At 67.9% G+C, this 15,918-nt stretch carries 13 protein-coding genes and 1 tRNA gene; 2 read left to right on the top strand and 12 right to left on the bottom strand.

Annotated features, from left to right (window positions below; genetic code table 11):
* Positions 1–104 precede the first annotated feature (104 nt).
* Entirely contained in the window at positions 105–2,213 is a 2,109-nt protein-coding gene (locus JW805_12245; GenBank protein ID MBN2972787.1) for a TonB-dependent siderophore receptor, read from the top strand.
* Positions 2,210–4,126, top strand: a complete 1,917-nt coding sequence (locus JW805_12240; GenBank protein ID MBN2972786.1) for a TonB-dependent receptor — start codon at positions 2,210–2,212, stop codon at positions 4,124–4,126. The genes JW805_12245 and JW805_12240 overlap by 4 nt, the downstream gene beginning before the upstream one ends.
* Before the next feature lie 123 nt (positions 4,127–4,249).
* On the opposite strand, the gene JW805_12235 is transcribed toward JW805_12240, so the two are convergent.
* The 12 genes from JW805_12235 to JW805_12180 form a co-directional block, all read right to left on the bottom strand.
* A tRNA-Gly gene (locus JW805_12235) sits at positions 4,250–4,323 on the bottom strand.
* 82 nt (positions 4,324–4,405) lie between these two features.
* Complete coding sequence (locus JW805_12230; protein ID MBN2972785.1) at positions 4,406–5,788, bottom strand: glycoside hydrolase family 27 protein; 1,383 nt, start codon at positions 5,786–5,788, stop codon at positions 4,406–4,408.
* A gap of 103 nt (positions 5,789–5,891) precedes the next feature.
* On the bottom strand, positions 5,892–6,869 hold the full coding sequence (locus JW805_12225) for a glycoside hydrolase family 43 protein (GenBank protein MBN2972784.1): 978 nt from the start codon (positions 6,867–6,869) through the stop codon (positions 5,892–5,894).
* Complete coding sequence (locus JW805_12220) at positions 6,869–7,900, bottom strand: hypothetical protein (protein MBN2972783.1); 1,032 nt, start codon at positions 7,898–7,900, stop codon at positions 6,869–6,871. The genes JW805_12225 and JW805_12220 overlap by 1 nt, the downstream gene beginning before the upstream one ends.
* 97 nt (positions 7,901–7,997) lie before the next feature.
* Positions 7,998–8,999: an aldo/keto reductase gene (locus tag JW805_12215; GenBank protein ID MBN2972782.1), complete on the bottom strand. Its 1,002-nt coding sequence runs from the start codon at positions 8,997–8,999 to the stop codon at positions 7,998–8,000.
* A 5-nt stretch (positions 9,000–9,004) separates the two neighbouring features.
* Positions 9,005–10,174 carry a 4-hydroxybenzoate 3-monooxygenase gene (pobA, locus tag JW805_12210; protein MBN2972781.1) on the bottom strand — a complete coding sequence of 390 codons (1,170 nt, stop codon included), beginning with the start codon at positions 10,172–10,174 and terminating at the stop codon, positions 9,005–9,007.
* Complete coding sequence (locus JW805_12205) at positions 10,171–11,118, bottom strand: Gfo/Idh/MocA family oxidoreductase (protein ID MBN2972780.1); 948 nt, start codon at positions 11,116–11,118, stop codon at positions 10,171–10,173. The genes pobA and JW805_12205 overlap by 4 nt, the downstream gene beginning before the upstream one ends.
* Before the next feature lie 187 nt (positions 11,119–11,305).
* The gene (locus JW805_12200; GenBank protein MBN2972779.1) at positions 11,306–12,196 is read right to left on the bottom strand and encodes a protocatechuate 3,4-dioxygenase; all 891 of its coding nucleotides are present in this window, start codon (positions 12,194–12,196) and stop codon (positions 11,306–11,308) included.
* Positions 12,196–12,606 (bottom strand): protocatechuate 4,5-dioxygenase subunit alpha, encoded by a 411-nt coding sequence (gene ligA / locus JW805_12195; GenBank protein MBN2972778.1) that lies wholly within the window; start codon positions 12,604–12,606, stop codon positions 12,196–12,198. The genes JW805_12200 and ligA overlap by 1 nt, the downstream gene beginning before the upstream one ends.
* Positions 12,607–12,748: 142 nt before the next feature.
* On the bottom strand, positions 12,749–13,768 hold the full coding sequence (locus JW805_12190) for an amidohydrolase (protein MBN2972777.1): 1,020 nt from the start codon (positions 13,766–13,768) through the stop codon (positions 12,749–12,751).
* Entirely contained in the window at positions 13,765–14,613 is an 849-nt protein-coding gene (locus JW805_12185; protein MBN2972776.1) for an NAD(P)-dependent oxidoreductase, read from the bottom strand. The genes JW805_12190 and JW805_12185 overlap by 4 nt, the downstream gene beginning before the upstream one ends.
* 54 nt (positions 14,614–14,667) lie before the next feature.
* Positions 14,668–15,864, bottom strand: a complete 1,197-nt coding sequence (locus JW805_12180; GenBank protein MBN2972775.1) for a LysR family transcriptional regulator — start codon at positions 15,862–15,864, stop codon at positions 14,668–14,670.
* Positions 15,865–15,918: the final 54 nt, after the last annotated feature.

Here is a 15,918-nt window from a genome sequence, read left to right as displayed (position 1 = left end):
CGGTCGTCAAGTGTAATGATGTATCATGGCATTGACATTTGCCGCGGGGCGCCGTTTTAGCGCGGACACGTCGATACATCATCACATCGATTTGGGGGACTGTCATGACCATGCGCCTGCGCCGGCTTGCACCGGGACTGATGCTTGCGCCGCTGCTGCTTGCGGGCACGGCCTCGGCGAACGACGATATTGTCGCTGTGTCGCCGACGAGCGACGATCAGACGGGCGATGTCGTCATCACCGGTTCCCGCCAGGCGAATGCGAGTATCAACGGCCTCGATGTCGATCCCTTGCTGCTGCCGCAGAACGTCCGGCTGCTCGACGACGCGCTGATCATCCAGACCGGCTTCACGGATCTGTCGCAGCTGTTCGATCTGGCCGGCGGGATGGCCCGCCAGAACAGCTTCGGCGGGGCGTGGGACGCCTATGCCATTCGCGGCTTTTCCGGGGACATCAACCAGGGTCCTGATCTGCTTATCAACCGCTTCACCGCCAACCGCGGGTTCAATGCGCGACGCGACGTGGCGACGGTCGAAAGCTTCCAGGTGCTGAAAGGGCCTGCGTCAGCGCTGTCCGGCAAGGGCGAGCCCGGCGGCTCGATCAACATCGTGACCAAGGCCCCGCTCGATCAGTTCCACGCCGGCGGCGAGCTCGGCTATGCCAGCTTCGACACCTGGCGCGGCAGCTTCGACGTCGGCGGACCGGCCGGCGGCGGGCTGAGCACGCGGGTGATCGGCGTCTATCAGGCCGGCGACAGCTTCCGCGATTTCGTCCACAACGACAGGCTGCTGTTCGCGCCCTCGCTCGGGTTGAAGCTCAGCGACCGGATCCGGCTGCTCTACCAGCTCGAATACAACCTCGTCCATTTCACGCATGACCGCGGGCTGGTCGCCGTCAACGGCGACGGGCGCGCGCTGCCGCGCAACCGCTTCCTGGGCGAGCCGAACGACGGACAGATGACCCAGCGCACCTCGCAACACCAGGCGACAGCCTATGTCGATCTGGCCTCCGGCATCGCGCTGGAAGGTGGCGTCCAGTATCGCGACGGGTCGCTGCGCGGCCAATCGACTCACAATGCGTCGCTAGTCGGCACGCGGCTGCGGCGCCAGCTGCGTATCCACGACTATGACTGGCAGGATGTGTCGGGCCGCGTCGAACTCAGCGCGAACCGCACGTTGCTCGGCATCGGCCACCAGCTGCGCGTCGGCGCCGACGCGTTCACCTTCGACCAGCGACGCGTCTTCTACCGCTTCAGCCCTACCGCGGCACAGCCGTACGACATCGATATCTTCAACCCCGTCTATGGTCAGCGCAAACCGGTCGCGACGCTGAATCAGGACCTTCTCGAAAAGCTGCGGGGCGAAAGCGTCTACGCGCAGGACCTGCTGACGCTCGACGACCGCTTTTCGCTGCTGCTGGGCATCCGGCATGACTGGATCCGCCAGGACAACGTCAATTTCCGCACCGGGCGAACCGACCGACAGCGCCCGCAGGCGACGAGCCCCCGCGCCGCCTTCACCTTCGCCCCGACCGACACCGTGTCGGCCTATGTCAGCTGGGGCCGCTCGTTCCGGTTCAACCAGGGTGTCGATGCGACCGCCAACGCCTTCGCCCCCGAACGCGGCGAGGCGCTGGAAGGCGGGATCAAGCTCGCCGCGCTCGACAAACGCCTGACGAGCACCGTGTCGCTGTTCGAGATCACCAAGCGCAATATCCTGGTCAACGACCCCGGCAACCCTGGCTTTTCGATCGCGACCGGTGAAGCACGCAGCCGCGGGGTGGAGGCGGATGTGAACTATCGCGCGGACGATCGCCTGACGCTGACGGCGGTCTATGCCTATACCGACGCCAAGGTCACGCGCGATACGCGACCGGGGTTGAGCGGTACGGCGCTGTCGAACATCCCGCACCACAGCGCCGCCGCCTATGGGTTCTGGCAATCGCGCGGGCGCGAGGTCGGATCGGTCGGAATCGGCGCCGGCGTCACCTATGTCGGCAGCCGCGCCGGCGACGACGTCGCCAGCGGCTTTCGTCTGCCGGGCTATGTCACCGGACGCCTCAACCTGTCGTATCAGCTGACCCGGGGGCTGACTGCGCACCTCGATGGCGAAAATCTGTTCGACGCCTATTATCTCGAGAGCAGCTATTCGAACGTCTGGATCACGCCCGGCGCGCCGCGCACGATTCGCGCCCGGATCGCATTTGCACTGTGAGGCGGTGGCATATCGCGCTGGCGATCGTCGCCGGCGGTTGGCATCTGCCCGCGATCGCGCAGCGGACCGCCGAGAATACCGTCCGGGAGGCTGAAGACGGCTTCGGCAAGAGCGTCGGCAGCGAAGCGATCGGCATCTATTCGAACGGCGACGTCCGCGGCTTCAGTGCGACGGAGGCGGGCAACAACCGGATCGAAGGCGTCTATTGGGACCGGGTGGCGACGCTGAGCAGCGTCATCACGCGCGGATCGACCACGCGCGTCGGGCTCAGTGCGTTCGGCTATCCCCTGCCGGCGCCGACCGGCATCATCGATTACGACCTGCGCCGCGCCGGGACCGAAACCGTGGTCAGCGTCCAGGTGAACAGTGGGGACTATCTGGGCACCGACCTGATCGTCGATGCCGCCATTCCGCTTGGCGATCGCGTCGGGCTCAACCTCGATTTCGCCCTGTACGACGACGAATATGTCAGCGGCGCCGGCGCGCACTTCGTCAGCTACGGCAGCATCGTTCGCGTGCGGCCGGCGGACGGGGTCGAATTGACGGGCTTCTACGGCGGTTACAGCTATGGCGATGAGGAACAGGCGCCGGTGATCTTCACCACCGACGGCCGCGTGCCCCAGCGGATCGCACGGCGCCGCTATTTTGGCCAGGACTGGGCGGACTGGGCAGGACAGGCCTATAATGCCGGCGGGCTGGCCAAAGTGACGCTCGGCAATTGGCAGATCGCCGCCGGTGCCTTCCGCAGCCGCTTCTCGCGCGACGAATATCACACCGCCTTCTACCGCGCGGTCGATGCCAGCGGTATCGGACGATCCTTCGTACTGGCAGGCGAAGATCAGACGACGGCGTCGTCATCGGGCGAATTGCGGGCGAGCCGGGTGTTCGCCGATGGCCCACGGCGTCACCGCGTGCTGGCGTCGATCCGCGCGCGCGACGTGACGGCGCAGTATGGCGGGCTGGCGACCGCCGATTTCGGCCTCGCCGCGATCGGGGTGCCCGATCCGCGGCCCCGACCCGCGTTTGCGGTTGGCGAACGCACCCGCGACGACGTGCGCCAGACGAGCTATGCTGTCGCTTATGAACTGCGGTGGGCGAAACTGCTCGAGCTCAACCTGGGGCTGACGCGGACCGATTGTCGCAAGGCGGTGGCGGTGCCGGGGGTGGCGGTCGTCACGGAGCGCGACCGACCGTGGCTGTGGAATGCCGCACTGGCGCTGCTGCCGACTGACCGGCTGACGCTGTATACGGCGACGACACGCGGGTTGGAAGAAAGTGGGATCGCGCCCGGCAACGCCGCTAATCCGGGCGCGGCGTTGCCGGCGCTGCGTACGCGGCAATATGAAGCGGGTGCGCGCTATGCTTTTCCCGGCGGCTGGCGCGCCACGGCGGCGGTGTTCGACATCGCCAAGCCCTATTTCGACCTCGACCGCCGCGACGGCGTCTATCGCCAGCTCGGCACGGTCACCCATCGCGGGGCGGAGGCATCTCTGTCGGGGAGCCCGTTGACCGGTCTCAGCGTCGTTGCCGGTGCGGTGTGGTTGCACCCCCGGGTCACGGGTCAGGCGGTGGACGATGGGCGGATCGGCGCGCGCCCGATCGGCCGTACGCCGCTGTTCGTCGATGCCAGCGTCGATTATCAGATTCCCGGCCTGACGCGGCTGTCGATCGACGCCCATGCCACGTTCGAGGCTGCGCGCACCGCCAATGCCGCCAATACCGCCGCGTTGCCGGCGCGTGCGATCCTCGATGTCGGTGCCCGCTACCGCACCCGCATCGCCCGCGTCCCCACCCTGATCCGCGCGCAGGTCCGCAATGTCGCCGACACGTTCGGCTGGCGTGTATCGGGGGGCGGGGGGTACACGCTGCTGCCGGGCCGCCGCGCGACCCTCAGCGTGACGGCGGACTTTTGATCACGGCACGAACGCCAACCGATCGGCGCGGAGGTGGGGCGGGAGAGGGGGATCGAACCCCTAGCGAAGCCCAGCAGGACGAAGCGCCATAAGGGAAGAGAGAGTTCGCTACGTACGGCAAGGTGGAGCGGGTGAAGGGAATCGAACCCTCGTCGTAAGCTTGGGAAGCTTCTGCTCTACCATTGAGCTACACCCGCGTGCACTCGGGTCCTTGCCACGGGCATGATCCCGTCGTCAACCGCTATGCCGGGCCGGTGTGCGGCCCGGCGGTGCGGGGGCTCAGGCCGATAGCCGGTACAGGCCGCTGCCGTGTGGGGGCAGGCGGCGGGTGAGGTGGCTGGTGGCGGTGCCGTCGGGTTTGCGGGCCCACAGGTCGCGGACCTTCGGAGTGCCCGACAGGCCCAGCATCGTGAGCGGCACGCCGACATCGCGCGGGTCGCCGGCGGTATTGAACAGCGCGACATAGGTGTCGCCGTTCGCGGCCTTGGCGGACCAGATGCGCATGCCGTCGGCGACGAAATGCGGGCGGTTGGCGCGTGAAGCCTGGTTGACCGCGATGACTTCCGGGTTGGTCAGCAGCGCGGTGGTCGCCGCGTCGAGGTGGCGCAGGTCGCCGCCCATGATCAGCGGCGATCGCGCGATCGACCACAGCGTCATCAACGTGCGCTGCTCGTCGGGGGTGAAGCGCGTGTTGCGCTCGCCCATTGCGAGCTTGCCGAGCGGCAGCATGTCCGCATCGGGCCAATGCCCGTCGCCCATATAGGGGTTCCAGTTCTCCAGCCGGGTGAACTGCGCCTCCAGCATGCCCCAGTCGTCCCAGAAGTCGTCGGAGATGCGCCACATCTCGGCATGGCGCCGGGCATGGTCGCCGCGGATCACCGGCGTTTCGCCCGGCGACATGCTGAGGATCATCGGCCGCCCGCAGCGTTCGATCGCGCGGTGGATCGCCTCGATCTCCGGCGCGTGCGAATCATAGGGGCGGCTGAGGTCGTCGACCTTGACGAAATCGACGCCCCAGTCGGCCAGCAGGCGGAAGACACTGTCGTAATAGGTCTGCGCGCCGGGCTTGGTCATGTCGACGCCGTACATGTCCGGGTTCCAGGCACAGATGCTGCCGGTATCCGCGATCGCGCGCGCGGTGACGCTCGTGCCCAGCACCGGCAGGTCGCGCTGCACCGCCAGCCGCGGAATGCCGCGCATCAGGTGAACGCCGAAGCGCAGGCCCAGCGCGCGCACCCGCGCCGACAGCGGCGCGAACCCGCGGCCGCCGGTGCTGGAGGGAAAGCGATTGGGCGCGGGCAGCAGGCGGCCATAGCCGTCCATCGTCGGGACCGGCCGGGCGGAATAGCCATAGCCCGATGCGCCCGGCTCATACCATTGGATATCGACCGTGAAGATGTCGTAGCCGGCGGGCTTCAGCACCCGCGCCATGATGTCGGCCTGTTCGATCGCCTGCGCTTCGGTGATGGTCGTGGCGAAGCTGTTCCAACTGTTCCACCCCATTGGCGGGGTCGGGGCCAGCTGCCCCTTTGGCTTGGCGACGGGCGCGGCTGCGGCAAGCACGGGCGCGACCGCTGCGGCACCGATCGCCGATCCCAACACAACGCGCCGCGACACTCCCGCGCGCGGCGCGTCGCTTTGTGCGATGAACTGATCGGACATCCCTGGCTCCCTGAAAAATCGTCTACGGTATTTTGTAAGACAATATCATGATGTTCAGGGATGTCGAGCCGGCACGACGGCGGTGCCGACATCGGGCGGCGTCTCAGGCCTCCAGACCGGCAACCAGCGCAGGAGGGACGCGCACCAGCGATCCGTGGCGAGCGCCGGGCGGCATGGCCAGGCGGGCGCTGACGTCGTCCCAGCGGACCATGTCGCGCGTCGCCATCGCGCCCCAGCGGCCGTCGCGATAGACGTCGTAGTAACAGATCAGCCGGTCCTCGACGATCGCGGTCATCGGCCCCTCGACCCAGGACGGCGTGAACGGCGGCGACAGCGGACCGAAGGGGCCCGCCGGACCGTCCGCCCGCGCGGCGCGCAGCCACTTGCGCGGCGGCGTCACCGTCTCGTCCTTCACGATCAGCCACAGTCCGCCGTCGGGCGCACGGCCGAGCGTTCCGTCGATCACGCTGAATCCGGGGTCGTACATCGGCTCGGCCGGCGTGAAGCGGATGAAGTCGCGCGTCGTCGTTCGCCACAGCCGGTGGTTGTAACCGCTCTCCGACGTGCCGGCGGTCTCCGCGTAGCGACCGGTGACCGTGCTCGACCAGAACAGCGTGACCAGCCCGGTCACGGGGTCGACATAGGCCTCGGGCGCCCAGCAGTTGCGGGTACCGGTCACGCCCGCCATCACCGGCAATGCGGCCTGCGGCGACCAGTCGATCAGGTTGCGGCTGGTCGCATGACCGATCGTCTGACCGTCCCAGGCGGTCGTCCACAGCAGATGCCAGGGGGCGTCGCGACCGGGCCCGCGGAACAGGAACGGATCGCGCATCAGCCGCGCCTCGCCGACCTGCGGCACCAGATAACTGCGCCCGGCGCCCAGCGGACGAAAGGCAAAGCCGTCGTCGCTGACCGCGAGCTTCAGGCCCAGCACCTCGCCCTTGCCTCCGGTGAAATAGGCGAAGAGCAGTGGGCCCTGCGGAATGGATCGACTGCGCGGCGCGCATCCGGCGGCGAGCAGCGCGCCGGTCCCGGCCAGGAAGGCGCGGCGGTCGGTGGCGATCACATCGTCTGTCCGCATTATCGAAGCCTCAACATGGCAGGGGTGTTGCGATCGACGCTGATGGTGCCGCCGCTCTCGATCAGTTCGGCGACCTGCAGGACCGATCGCTGGTGCCAATGGGGATTTGTTTTTGCCTGATCCTCGCCGCCCTGATGCACGAAATAGACGATATAGGCGCGGTCGCCGGCGACGATCACGTCGGGATGCTGCCCCTTGGCACGGTCGGTCGAGGTGCGGCCGGGGTCGGCCAGGAGATAGCCGGGCTGGCGGGTCCAGCGTTCGCCGTCGTCGGATCGCATGACCAGCAGGCCCTTCCACGCGTCCGACACCAGCCACCACGCGCCCTTCCAGCGGAACGCCTTCGGCCCTTCGCCCGGCGTTTCGGTCAGGCGGGGGCCGACCGTCCAGCGGACGAGGTCGGGGCTGTCGGCCGTGCGGATCGCCTTGCCCATGCGCTCGTCGTTGAAGAACATGCGATATCCGCCGCGGGGCAGGGCGATGACGCTGGGGTCGATCACCCGGTCGGACCCGAGGTCGAGGCGGTCGGCGCACGTCCATCGCTTCAGGTCGCGGCTGGTCAGATGCTGGATGAAGCGCGGCGCGTTCCAGTCACGGAAGACGCCCGGCACGACGGTGACCCACATATGCCACAGCCCGCCGAACCGCTGGACGTCGGGCGCCCATAACGTCTCGCCGGTGCAGCGCGCCGGGATCGCCGCAGTCCCGCCGTAGCGCCAGTGCGCGCCGTCGCGTGACCGGGCGACGCCGATCGCGGTGCCGTGGACCCAGCGCACGTCCTTGGCATCCTCCGGCACCAGATCGGCCCGGCGATTGGTGTAGAACATCACCCAGTCGCCGGAGGCCGGGTCGCGAACGATCGCGGGATCGGCCGCCCCGTCGTGGACCGGGTCGCGGTAGAGCGGTCTCGGCGCGGCGACGGCGCGCGGGGCCCGTGGCGCTTGCGCCGCTGCGGGGACGGTCAGGTCCGGGGCGGCCGCGAAACACGCGGCCAGTATCGCCGTCGCTTTGCGCCAGATCGCGCGGTCCATAATTTGTTACCCCTCCCAGACGAACCGATATTGTCTGAGTATTTATACGGCCTGCGGGCGAGGTTGGAAGGCGTTTTCGATCGAACGCCGTTTGGTATTACGCGTCCAGCGGTTCGTCGGGTAGAAGTTCGGTGTCGATCTGCGCCTGCGCGGCTGCCGGATAGCGCGCGCCAACCAGGCGGTTGGGCGGCAGGAGCGCGTCGATCGCTGCCAGCAGTTCGGCATCGACGGTCGCCGTCGCCGCCGCGACGTTTTCTTCCAGATGCGCGATCGACCGCGTGCCGGGGATCGGGACGATATGCGGCGCCTGGGCGAGCAGCCAGGCGAGCGACAGCTGCGCAGGCGTCAGCCCGGCATCGCGGGCCAGGACGTCGAAGCGCTCGATGACGCTCAGGTTGCGCGACAGCTGAGGTTCGACGAACCGTGGCATGCTGCGCCGAATGTCGCCGGTGACATAGGCGTCGTCGCGGACGCTGCCGGCGAGCAATCCGCGCGCGACGGGCGAAAAGGCGACGAAGCCGATGCCGAGCGCCGTGCACGCATCGAGCACGGCGACTTCCGGATTGCGGACGGCGGGGGAATATTCGCTCTGGACCGCGGCGATCGGGTGGACGGCGTGCGCGCGGCGGATGGTCGCGGCGGACATCTCGCTCAGTCCGATCGCGCCGATCTTGCCCGCCTCCTTCGCCCGCACCAACGCGCCGACCGACTCTTCGATCGGCACGGCGGGGTCGAGCCGGTGGAGGTAATAGAGGTCGATATGGTCGGTCCCGAGCCGGTCCAGCGCGGCGTCGAGCGTCGCGGCAATGGCGTCAGGAGAGCCGTCGAGCACGCGCTGCCCACCCCGCATGTCGAGCACGCACTTGCTCGCCAGCGTGAATTCGGCGCGCCGGTGCATGACCTTTGCCACCAGCCGCTCGTTCGCCCCGCCGCCGTACAGCGCCGCGGTATCGAGGAAGGTCACGCCCAGGTCGAGCGCATGGTCGAGCAGCGCCACGCCCTCCTCCTCGGTCGGCGGCGTGCCATAGGCGTGGCTGAGGTTCATGCAACCGAGCCCGATCGCCGAAACCGAAAACGGACCGATCGAACGGTTGGGTATGGACGTCAAAGGGGCAGTCCCACGTAATTCTCCGCGATCGCGGTCTGCATCGCGCGCGACGTCGCGACATAGTCGAGCTCGGCGGTCTGCATCCGGTGCTCGAACGCGCCGTCCTCCGGAAAACGGTGCATCAGCTTGGTCAGATACCAGCTGAAGCGTTCCGCTTTCCAGATGCGCGCCAGGGCACGCGCCTGATAGCCGGCCAGCCCGGCCTCGTCACCCCGGGCGAAGAACGCCGTCAGCGCATCGGCCAGATAGGCGACGTCCGAAGCGGCCAGATTCAGCCCCTTCGCCCCCGTCGGCGGCACGATGTGCGCGCTGTCGCCGGCCAGGAAGAGGCGGCCGTGGCGCATCGTCTCGAAGACATAACTGCGCAGCGGCGCGATCGACATCTCGAGTGCGGGGCCACGGGTGACCTTGTGATCGCTCAGCGGATCGAACCGCTCGGCGAGTTCGTCCCACAGCCGGTCCTCGCTCCAGTCCTCCACCCGGTCGCTCAGCGGCACCTGGATGTAATAGCGGCTGCGCGTCGACGACCGCATCGAGGCGAGCGCGAAACCCTTGGTCGTGTCGGCGTAGATCAATTCGGGATGGCAGGGCGGCACGTCGGCCAGGATCCCCAGCCAGCCGAAGGGATATTCGCGCTCGAACTCGCGCACCGCCGGGGCAGGAATCGCCTTGCGCGAAGGGCCATGGAAGCCGTCGCAGCCCGCGATGAACTGCGCGTCGATGCGGTGTTCGGCGCCGTCCTTGCTATAGGTCACGAACGGCGCATCACCGTCGATATCGTGAAGCGCGAGGTCCTTCGCCTCGTAGATCACGCGCAGCCCGCGTTCGTCGGCCGCGTCCATCAGGTCGCGGGTCACTTCGGTCTGCCCATAGACGGTGACATGGCGACCGGTCAGCGCCTTGATATCGATGCGGATGAGGTGATCGGCGGTGGCGAGGTTGAATCCGTCCTCGATCAGCCCTTCCGCCTTCAACCGCGCATCGAGCCCCAGCCGTGCCATCAGGTCGGTCGTGACCGTCTCCAGCACGCCGGCGCGGATGCGGCCGAGGACATAGGACGGCGACTGACGCTCGACGACGACGCAATCGACCCCTGCCGCACGCAGCAGGTGCCCGAGCAGCAGCCCGGACGGGCCGGCGCCGATGATGGCGACCCCGGTCTTCATCGCGCGGCTTCGAGCTGCTTTTCGAGTGCGTCGAGCACACGGTAGCAGGGCATGACCTGCGCCACGCTGGCATTGGGTTCGCGCCCTTCGCGGATCGCGGCGATGAATTCGCGGTCCTGCAGCTCGATGCCGTTCGACGACACCGCGACGCCCGACAGATCGATCGGTTCTTCCTTGCCGGTCACCAGATCGTCGTAGCGCGCGATATAGGTGCCGGTGTCGCCGATGTAGCGGAAGAAGGTGCCGAGCGGGCCGTCGTTGTTGAACGACAGCGACAGCGTGCAGATCGCGCCGCTTTCCGCCTTCAGCTGGATCGACATGTCCATCGCGATGCCGAGTTCGGGGTGGTGCGGCCCCTCGATCGCATTGGCCTGGACGATCGGCCCGGCCTGGTACGCGAACAGGTCGACCGTGTGCGCGGCATGGTGCCACAGCAGATGATCGGTCCACGACCGCGGCTCGCCCTTCGCATTGATGTTCTTGCGCCGGAAGAAATAGGTCTGGACGTCCATCTGCTGGATGTTCAGCTCGCCCGCCGTGATCTTGTTGTGCACGAACTGGTGGCTGGGATTGAAGCGGCGCGTATGACCGCACATCGCGACGAGGCCGGTTTCCTGTGCCTTGGTCAGCACCGCTTCGCCGTCTGCCAGGCTGTCGCACAGCGGAATCTCGACCTGGACGTGCTTGCCCGCCTCCAGGCACTGGATCGCCTGTGCGGCGTGCATCTGGGTCGGCGTGCAGAGAATGACCGCGTCGAGCCCGGGAAGCGCCAGCGTCTCGGCGAGGTCAGTCGTCGCGTGGGCTATGCCGTATTTCGCGGCGGCGGCTTGGGTCGGTTCCAGGTTGCGGCCGACGACCGAGATCACCTCTACCCCGTCGATGTTCCTCAGGCCGTCGAGATGCTTTTCGCCGAATGCGCCAGCGCCTGCGAGTGCGATTTTCATGATATCTCCCTCTCCCCGCTTGCGGGGAGTTTGTGGTCGATCATGCCCCCGGGCATGATCTGAACGTCACGGGGTGACGTTCACCTCAAACTGGCCGGGGAGAGGGGCAGTCTCTCGTCTCCGGCCCTGTCGCTTGTGGTTTGAGGACTGCCCCTCTCCCGACCCTCTCCCCTGAAGGGGGGAGGGCTTAGTCCGCGGCCTGCGCGTACCCGCTCCCCGCCATGTCGAGCCCCTCGCCATTGTCCGGCCGCAGCACGAGATGCCCGATGGCGGTATTGCTGCACGGGACGTGATAGTGGCGGTGCAGCGCCGCGGTGCGCTTGCCGAGCGCGCCTCGCATGATCAGCCACATCACCATCTCGATCCCTTCCGAGCCGGTTTCGCGAAGATATTCGATGTGCGGCACGTGCCGCAGGCGATCGGTGTCGCCGATCAGCCCGTCGAGGAAGTCGTTGTCCCATTCGGCGTTGATCAGCCCCGCGCGGGGGCCCTGGAGCTGGTGGCTCATGCCGCCGGTGCCCCACACCTGGACGTTCAGATCCTCCGGGAAGCTCGCGACCGCGCGCGCGATCGCTTCGCCCAGCGCCCAGCATCGGTTGCCCGAGGGCGGGGGATAGGTGACGACGTTCACGGCAAGCGGAATGACCTTGACCGGCCATTCGGGAACGTCGCCGAATACCATGCTCAGCGGCACGGTCAGGCCATGGTCGACGTCCATCTCGTTGATGATCGTCATGTCGAATTCGTCGAGGATCAGGCTCTGTGCGATATGCCAGGCGAGATCGGGGTGGCCGTGGACGTCGGGCACCTGGCGTGGCCCCCAGCCTTCGTCGGCCGGCGTGTAGCGCTCGCCGCAGCCGATCGCGAAGGTCGGGATGATCTTCATGTCGAACGCCGATGCGTGGTCGTTATAGACCAGGATCACGACGTCGGGCTTCTCCGTCTTCTCCCATTCGCGCGTCCAGTCGTAGCCCGCGAAGATCGGGCCGAAATAGGCGTCGCGGTCCTTGCGCTGGTCGTGCGCGACGCCCAGCAGAGGCACATGGCTGGTCGCCACGCCGGCAGTGATGCGGGCCATCAGTTGTTGTCCTTCTTCGAACGGACGCCGTCGGGCGAGCGGCCACCGGCGTTCATCATCGCCTGATAGTCCTCGACCGACACGCCGGTCATGGTGCTGACCGCCTGGACGAAGCTCAAACCGTCGGTCGAGAACACCTTGGCGAGGAAATAGATGTTGCCGCCCAGATCGAGGCAGCGGTTGTAGTCGCGCGACAGGATCGCCTCGCGCTGCTCCGCACTCAGCGGCCATTCGTCGAGATACGCCGCCTCGTCCGCCTTCCAGCGTTCGCGGTTCTCGGGCTTCATCAGGCTCATCGCGAACTGGTTCATGTGATAGCCCTGACGCGCCCGGGCGGCGGTGAAGACGCGGGTGCCGGGGATATCCTCGAACTCGGCGAGATAGGCGTGAATGTCGCGGGGCTGGGTCATCGATTTTCCTCCCCTGCAAGGGGAGGGGGACCGCCGGCGCAGCCGGTGGTGGAGGGGTGTCCCCCGCCTCCGGACCAGGACACCCCTCCGTCAGCGCTGCGCGCTGCCACCTCCCCTTGCAGGGGAGGATCGATCATCGTCCTCATAACCCACGCTCCTTCAATTTGGCATCCAACCGCGGAAACACGCGGCGCGCATTGCCCTCGAAGATCGCCGCGCGATCAGCGTCCGAAATGTCGAGCGCGTCGACATAGCGTTTGGTGTCATCGAAATACTGACCGGTCGTCGGGTCGATCCCGCGGACCGCGCCGACCATTTCGCTGCCGAACAGAATATTCTTGGTCTCGATAACATCGGCCAGCAGGTCGATGCCCGGCTGATGATACACGCAGGTATCGAAGAAGACGTTGTTCATCAGATGCGTGTCGAGCGCGGGCTTCTTCAGCATGTCGGCCAGCCCCCGGTAGCGGCCCCAATGATAGGGGACCGCGCCGCCGCCGTGCGGGATGATGAAGCGCAGCTTAGGGAAGTCGGCGAACAGGTCGCCCTGCAACAGCTGCATGAACGCGACGGTGTCGGCGGCGATGTAATAGCCGCCCGTCGCGTGCATCGCCGGGTTGCAGCTGCCCGACACATGGATCATCGCCGGCACGTCGAGCGCGACCATCGCCTCGTAGAAGGGATACCAGTAGCGGTCGGTCAGCGGCGGGTGGGTGAAATGCCCGCCGCCGGGATCGGGGTTCAGGTTGCAACCGATGAAGCCGAGGTCGCGCACGCAGCGCTCGAGCTCCGCGATGCTCGCGGTCATGTCCGCCTTGGGGCTCTGCGGCAGCATGCAGACGCCGACGAAGGTCTCCGGGAACAGCCCCACGACGCGCGCGATCAGGTCGTTGCAGCGGCGCGCCCATTCGATCGCGACGCCTTCGTCGCCGACATGCGGTGCCATGGCGGAGGCGCGCGGGGAAAAGATCGTCAGGTCGGCACCGCGCTCCTTGATCAGGCGCAGCTGGTTCGCTTCGATCGTCTCGCGGATCTCGGCATCGGTGATGTCGGGATAGGGCGGGGCGGCCTCCCCGGCCTTGTACGCCGCGACCTGGCGTTCGCGCCACGCGTCGTGCCCCTGGGGCAGCACGGTATAATGGCCGTGGCAGTCGATGATCATGCACAGTCTCCAAGGGCGGCGAGTTTCGCGGCGAGCCCGTCCGGCGCGGGCAGGCTGAGATCGCCGATCGCACGCTGGCGGCGAATGGTGCCGCGGGTCATGGCGGGCTCGACGCCCAGCGCCTCCAGCGTCGCGGCGACCTCCTCCATCTCGGCGGCGCGGCGCAGGCCATGGGCCATCATGCGGTCGAGATTGTAGTCGACCCGCGCGCTCCACCCCTGCGGCTTCCAGCTGGCGTCGAGCGAGGCGAGCACCGCATCGGCGACCCCCGCACGATGCGCGGCGAGGATGCATTCGGCGCTCAACGCCTCGATCCCCTTCACCATCACCGACCGGATCATCTTGATCGCCGACGCATCGCCGACTGTCGGGCCGGCGAGGGCGACCTCGGTGAAGCCATGCGCCTCGAGCACCGCGACGGCCGCCTGCGCGTGCGGGCCGGCGACCAGCAGCGGGACGCCCAGCCGGCCGGGCAGGACCGGCGACATGACGGCAACGTCGACATAGCGTCCGCCGGCCGCCTCGACCGCCTCGGCCGCAGCGCGTTTGGTGCCCGGCGCGACACTGTTCATGTCGAGCCACAGCGCCCCGGGGGCGAGCAGCGCGGCGGCGGTACGCGCGGCAGCAAGGGCCTGGTCGGCGGTCACGAGCGAGACGGCGGCATCCGTGCCGTCCAGCGCCTCTGCCGCGGTCGCGCAGCCGGTGACGCCCGCGGCGTGATAGTCGGCGTGCTTGGCGGCGGCGGTTGCGGGGTCGGCGGTCTTGCGATCAAAGGCACGGGCGCCGGATCGGGCAAACGCCTGTCCGGCCTCTCCGAACCCGATGAAGACGAGCGGTCGTGCCATGGCGCACCGCTAGGCGGAGCCACGGGACACCGGCCAATCGGAAAGTGCTGCTGCCTATCGGTTTTCCTGAAGTCTTGTTTCAACCGACGCGCGTTGCAGCAAGGCAATCAATCGGGTCTGCGCGCTCGTCGGGCGCCAGCCGGTCCGTGTGCTGATGCCGATCTTCCTCACCGTATCGGGCAGTTCCGGGCCGATCCGCACGAGCAGCCCGGCCGCCACCTCCAGCGCGACCTGGTCAGGGGACAACAGGGTCAGCAGGTCGCTTTCGGCCAGCAGCCCGCGAATGACCATCACCGATCCGCATTCGACCGGCACGGCCGGCAGCGTCCGCCCGGCGAACAGCGCCTCCCAATGTGTGCGAAGCGGCGTGCCGACCGGGCCGACGATCCAGGGCTGCGCCGCCACCGCGTCGAGCGTGATGGCCTGTCCCGCCAGCGGATGGCCCGCGCGGCCGAAAATGGCCAGCCGGTCGGTGAACAGCGGCACCTGGTCGAGCCCGGCCGGCGGGTCGGGCCGCAGCGCGCCGATCATCAGGTCGATGACGCCGTCGAGCAGGGGATCGACCAGCTCGCGCCACGACCCCTCGACCACATCGACCACCGTGCCCGGCGCATCGGGCAGGAAGCGGGCAAGCGCGTGGGGCAGCAGTCGCGCCCGGCTGAGTGGCATGGCGCCGACCGCGATCCTCCCGCCGCCCTGTGGGTCGCCCCGTGCCTCCGCGATTCCCGCCGCGATCTCCCGCGCCGCCAGTCGGACCCCCCGGGCGAGCGCGCGCCCGGCCGGGGTCAGCACCATGCCGCGCCCGCGCCGTTCGGCGAGCGGCGTCGCCCAGATCTGTTCGAGTTCGCGTACCGCGCGGTGGATCGCCGGTTGCGACAGTCCTCCCGCGGCGGCGGCGCCAGCGAAGCTGCCCGCGTCGGCGAAATGCAGGAACGCCTCCGCCTGAGTCGCGGTCACCAACGCTTCCGGCCGCGCGAAGCCACGCTTGCCTCCACGTCGGCCCGCCCCGGCAAGCAGCGCGAAGGCGCGTTCGGCGCGTTCGGCCAGCGCCTGTCCCGCAGCGGTCGGGGTCATGCCGTCGGGATTGCGATCGAACAGCTGGACGCCCAGCTGCCGCTCGATCTTGCCCAACCCCTGCGTCAGCGCCGGCTGCGACAGCCCGGCGGCCTCCGCCGCACGGTTCAGGCTGCGCTGGGCGACGATATGCCCGATCGCGCGGAGATGGCGCAGGTTCAGGTCAAACGGTTTCACGAATCGGTTATAGCAAAAACTTATGGGTGCGCCGCAAGATCGATTGGCCAAGCC

The sequence above is a fragment of the Roseomonas aeriglobus genome, assembly GCA_016937575.1.
Lineage (GTDB): Bacteria > Pseudomonadota > Alphaproteobacteria > Sphingomonadales > Sphingomonadaceae > Sphingomonas > Sphingomonas aerigloba.
The sequence above is the reverse complement of the archived record's forward strand: the minus strand, read 5'-3'. Positions and strand labels throughout refer to the sequence as shown.

Bases quoted from the DNA above. Each gene is read 5' to 3' on its own strand.
- JW805_12225 (MBN2972784.1), bottom strand. From the start codon at position 6,869: ATGCGGACAGACGATGTGATCGCCACCGACCGCCGCGCCTTCCTGGCC.
- JW805_12230 (MBN2972785.1), bottom strand. From the start codon at position 5,788: ATGTCCGATCAGTTCATCGCACAAAGCGACGCGCCGCGCGCGGGAGTG.
- JW805_12190 (MBN2972777.1), bottom strand. From the start codon at position 13,768: ATGATCATCGACTGCCACGGCCATTATACCGTGCTGCCCCAGGGGCAC.
- JW805_12185 (MBN2972776.1), bottom strand. From the start codon at position 14,613: ATGGCACGACCGCTCGTCTTCATCGGGTTCGGAGAGGCCGGACAGGCG.
- JW805_12200 (MBN2972779.1), bottom strand. From the start codon at position 12,196: ATGGCCCGCATCACTGCCGGCGTGGCGACCAGCCATGTGCCTCTGCTG.
- JW805_12245 (MBN2972787.1), top strand. From the start codon at position 105: ATGACCATGCGCCTGCGCCGGCTTGCACCGGGACTGATGCTTGCGCCG.
- ligA (MBN2972778.1), bottom strand. From the start codon at position 12,606: ATGACCCAGCCCCGCGACATTCACGCCTATCTCGCCGAGTTCGAGGAT.
- pobA (MBN2972781.1), bottom strand. From the start codon at position 10,174: ATGAAGACCGGGGTCGCCATCATCGGCGCCGGCCCGTCCGGGCTGCTG.
- JW805_12205 (MBN2972780.1), bottom strand. From the start codon at position 11,118: ATGAAAATCGCACTCGCAGGCGCTGGCGCATTCGGCGAAAAGCATCTC.
- JW805_12220 (MBN2972783.1), bottom strand. From the start codon at position 7,900: ATGGACCGCGCGATCTGGCGCAAAGCGACGGCGATACTGGCCGCGTGT.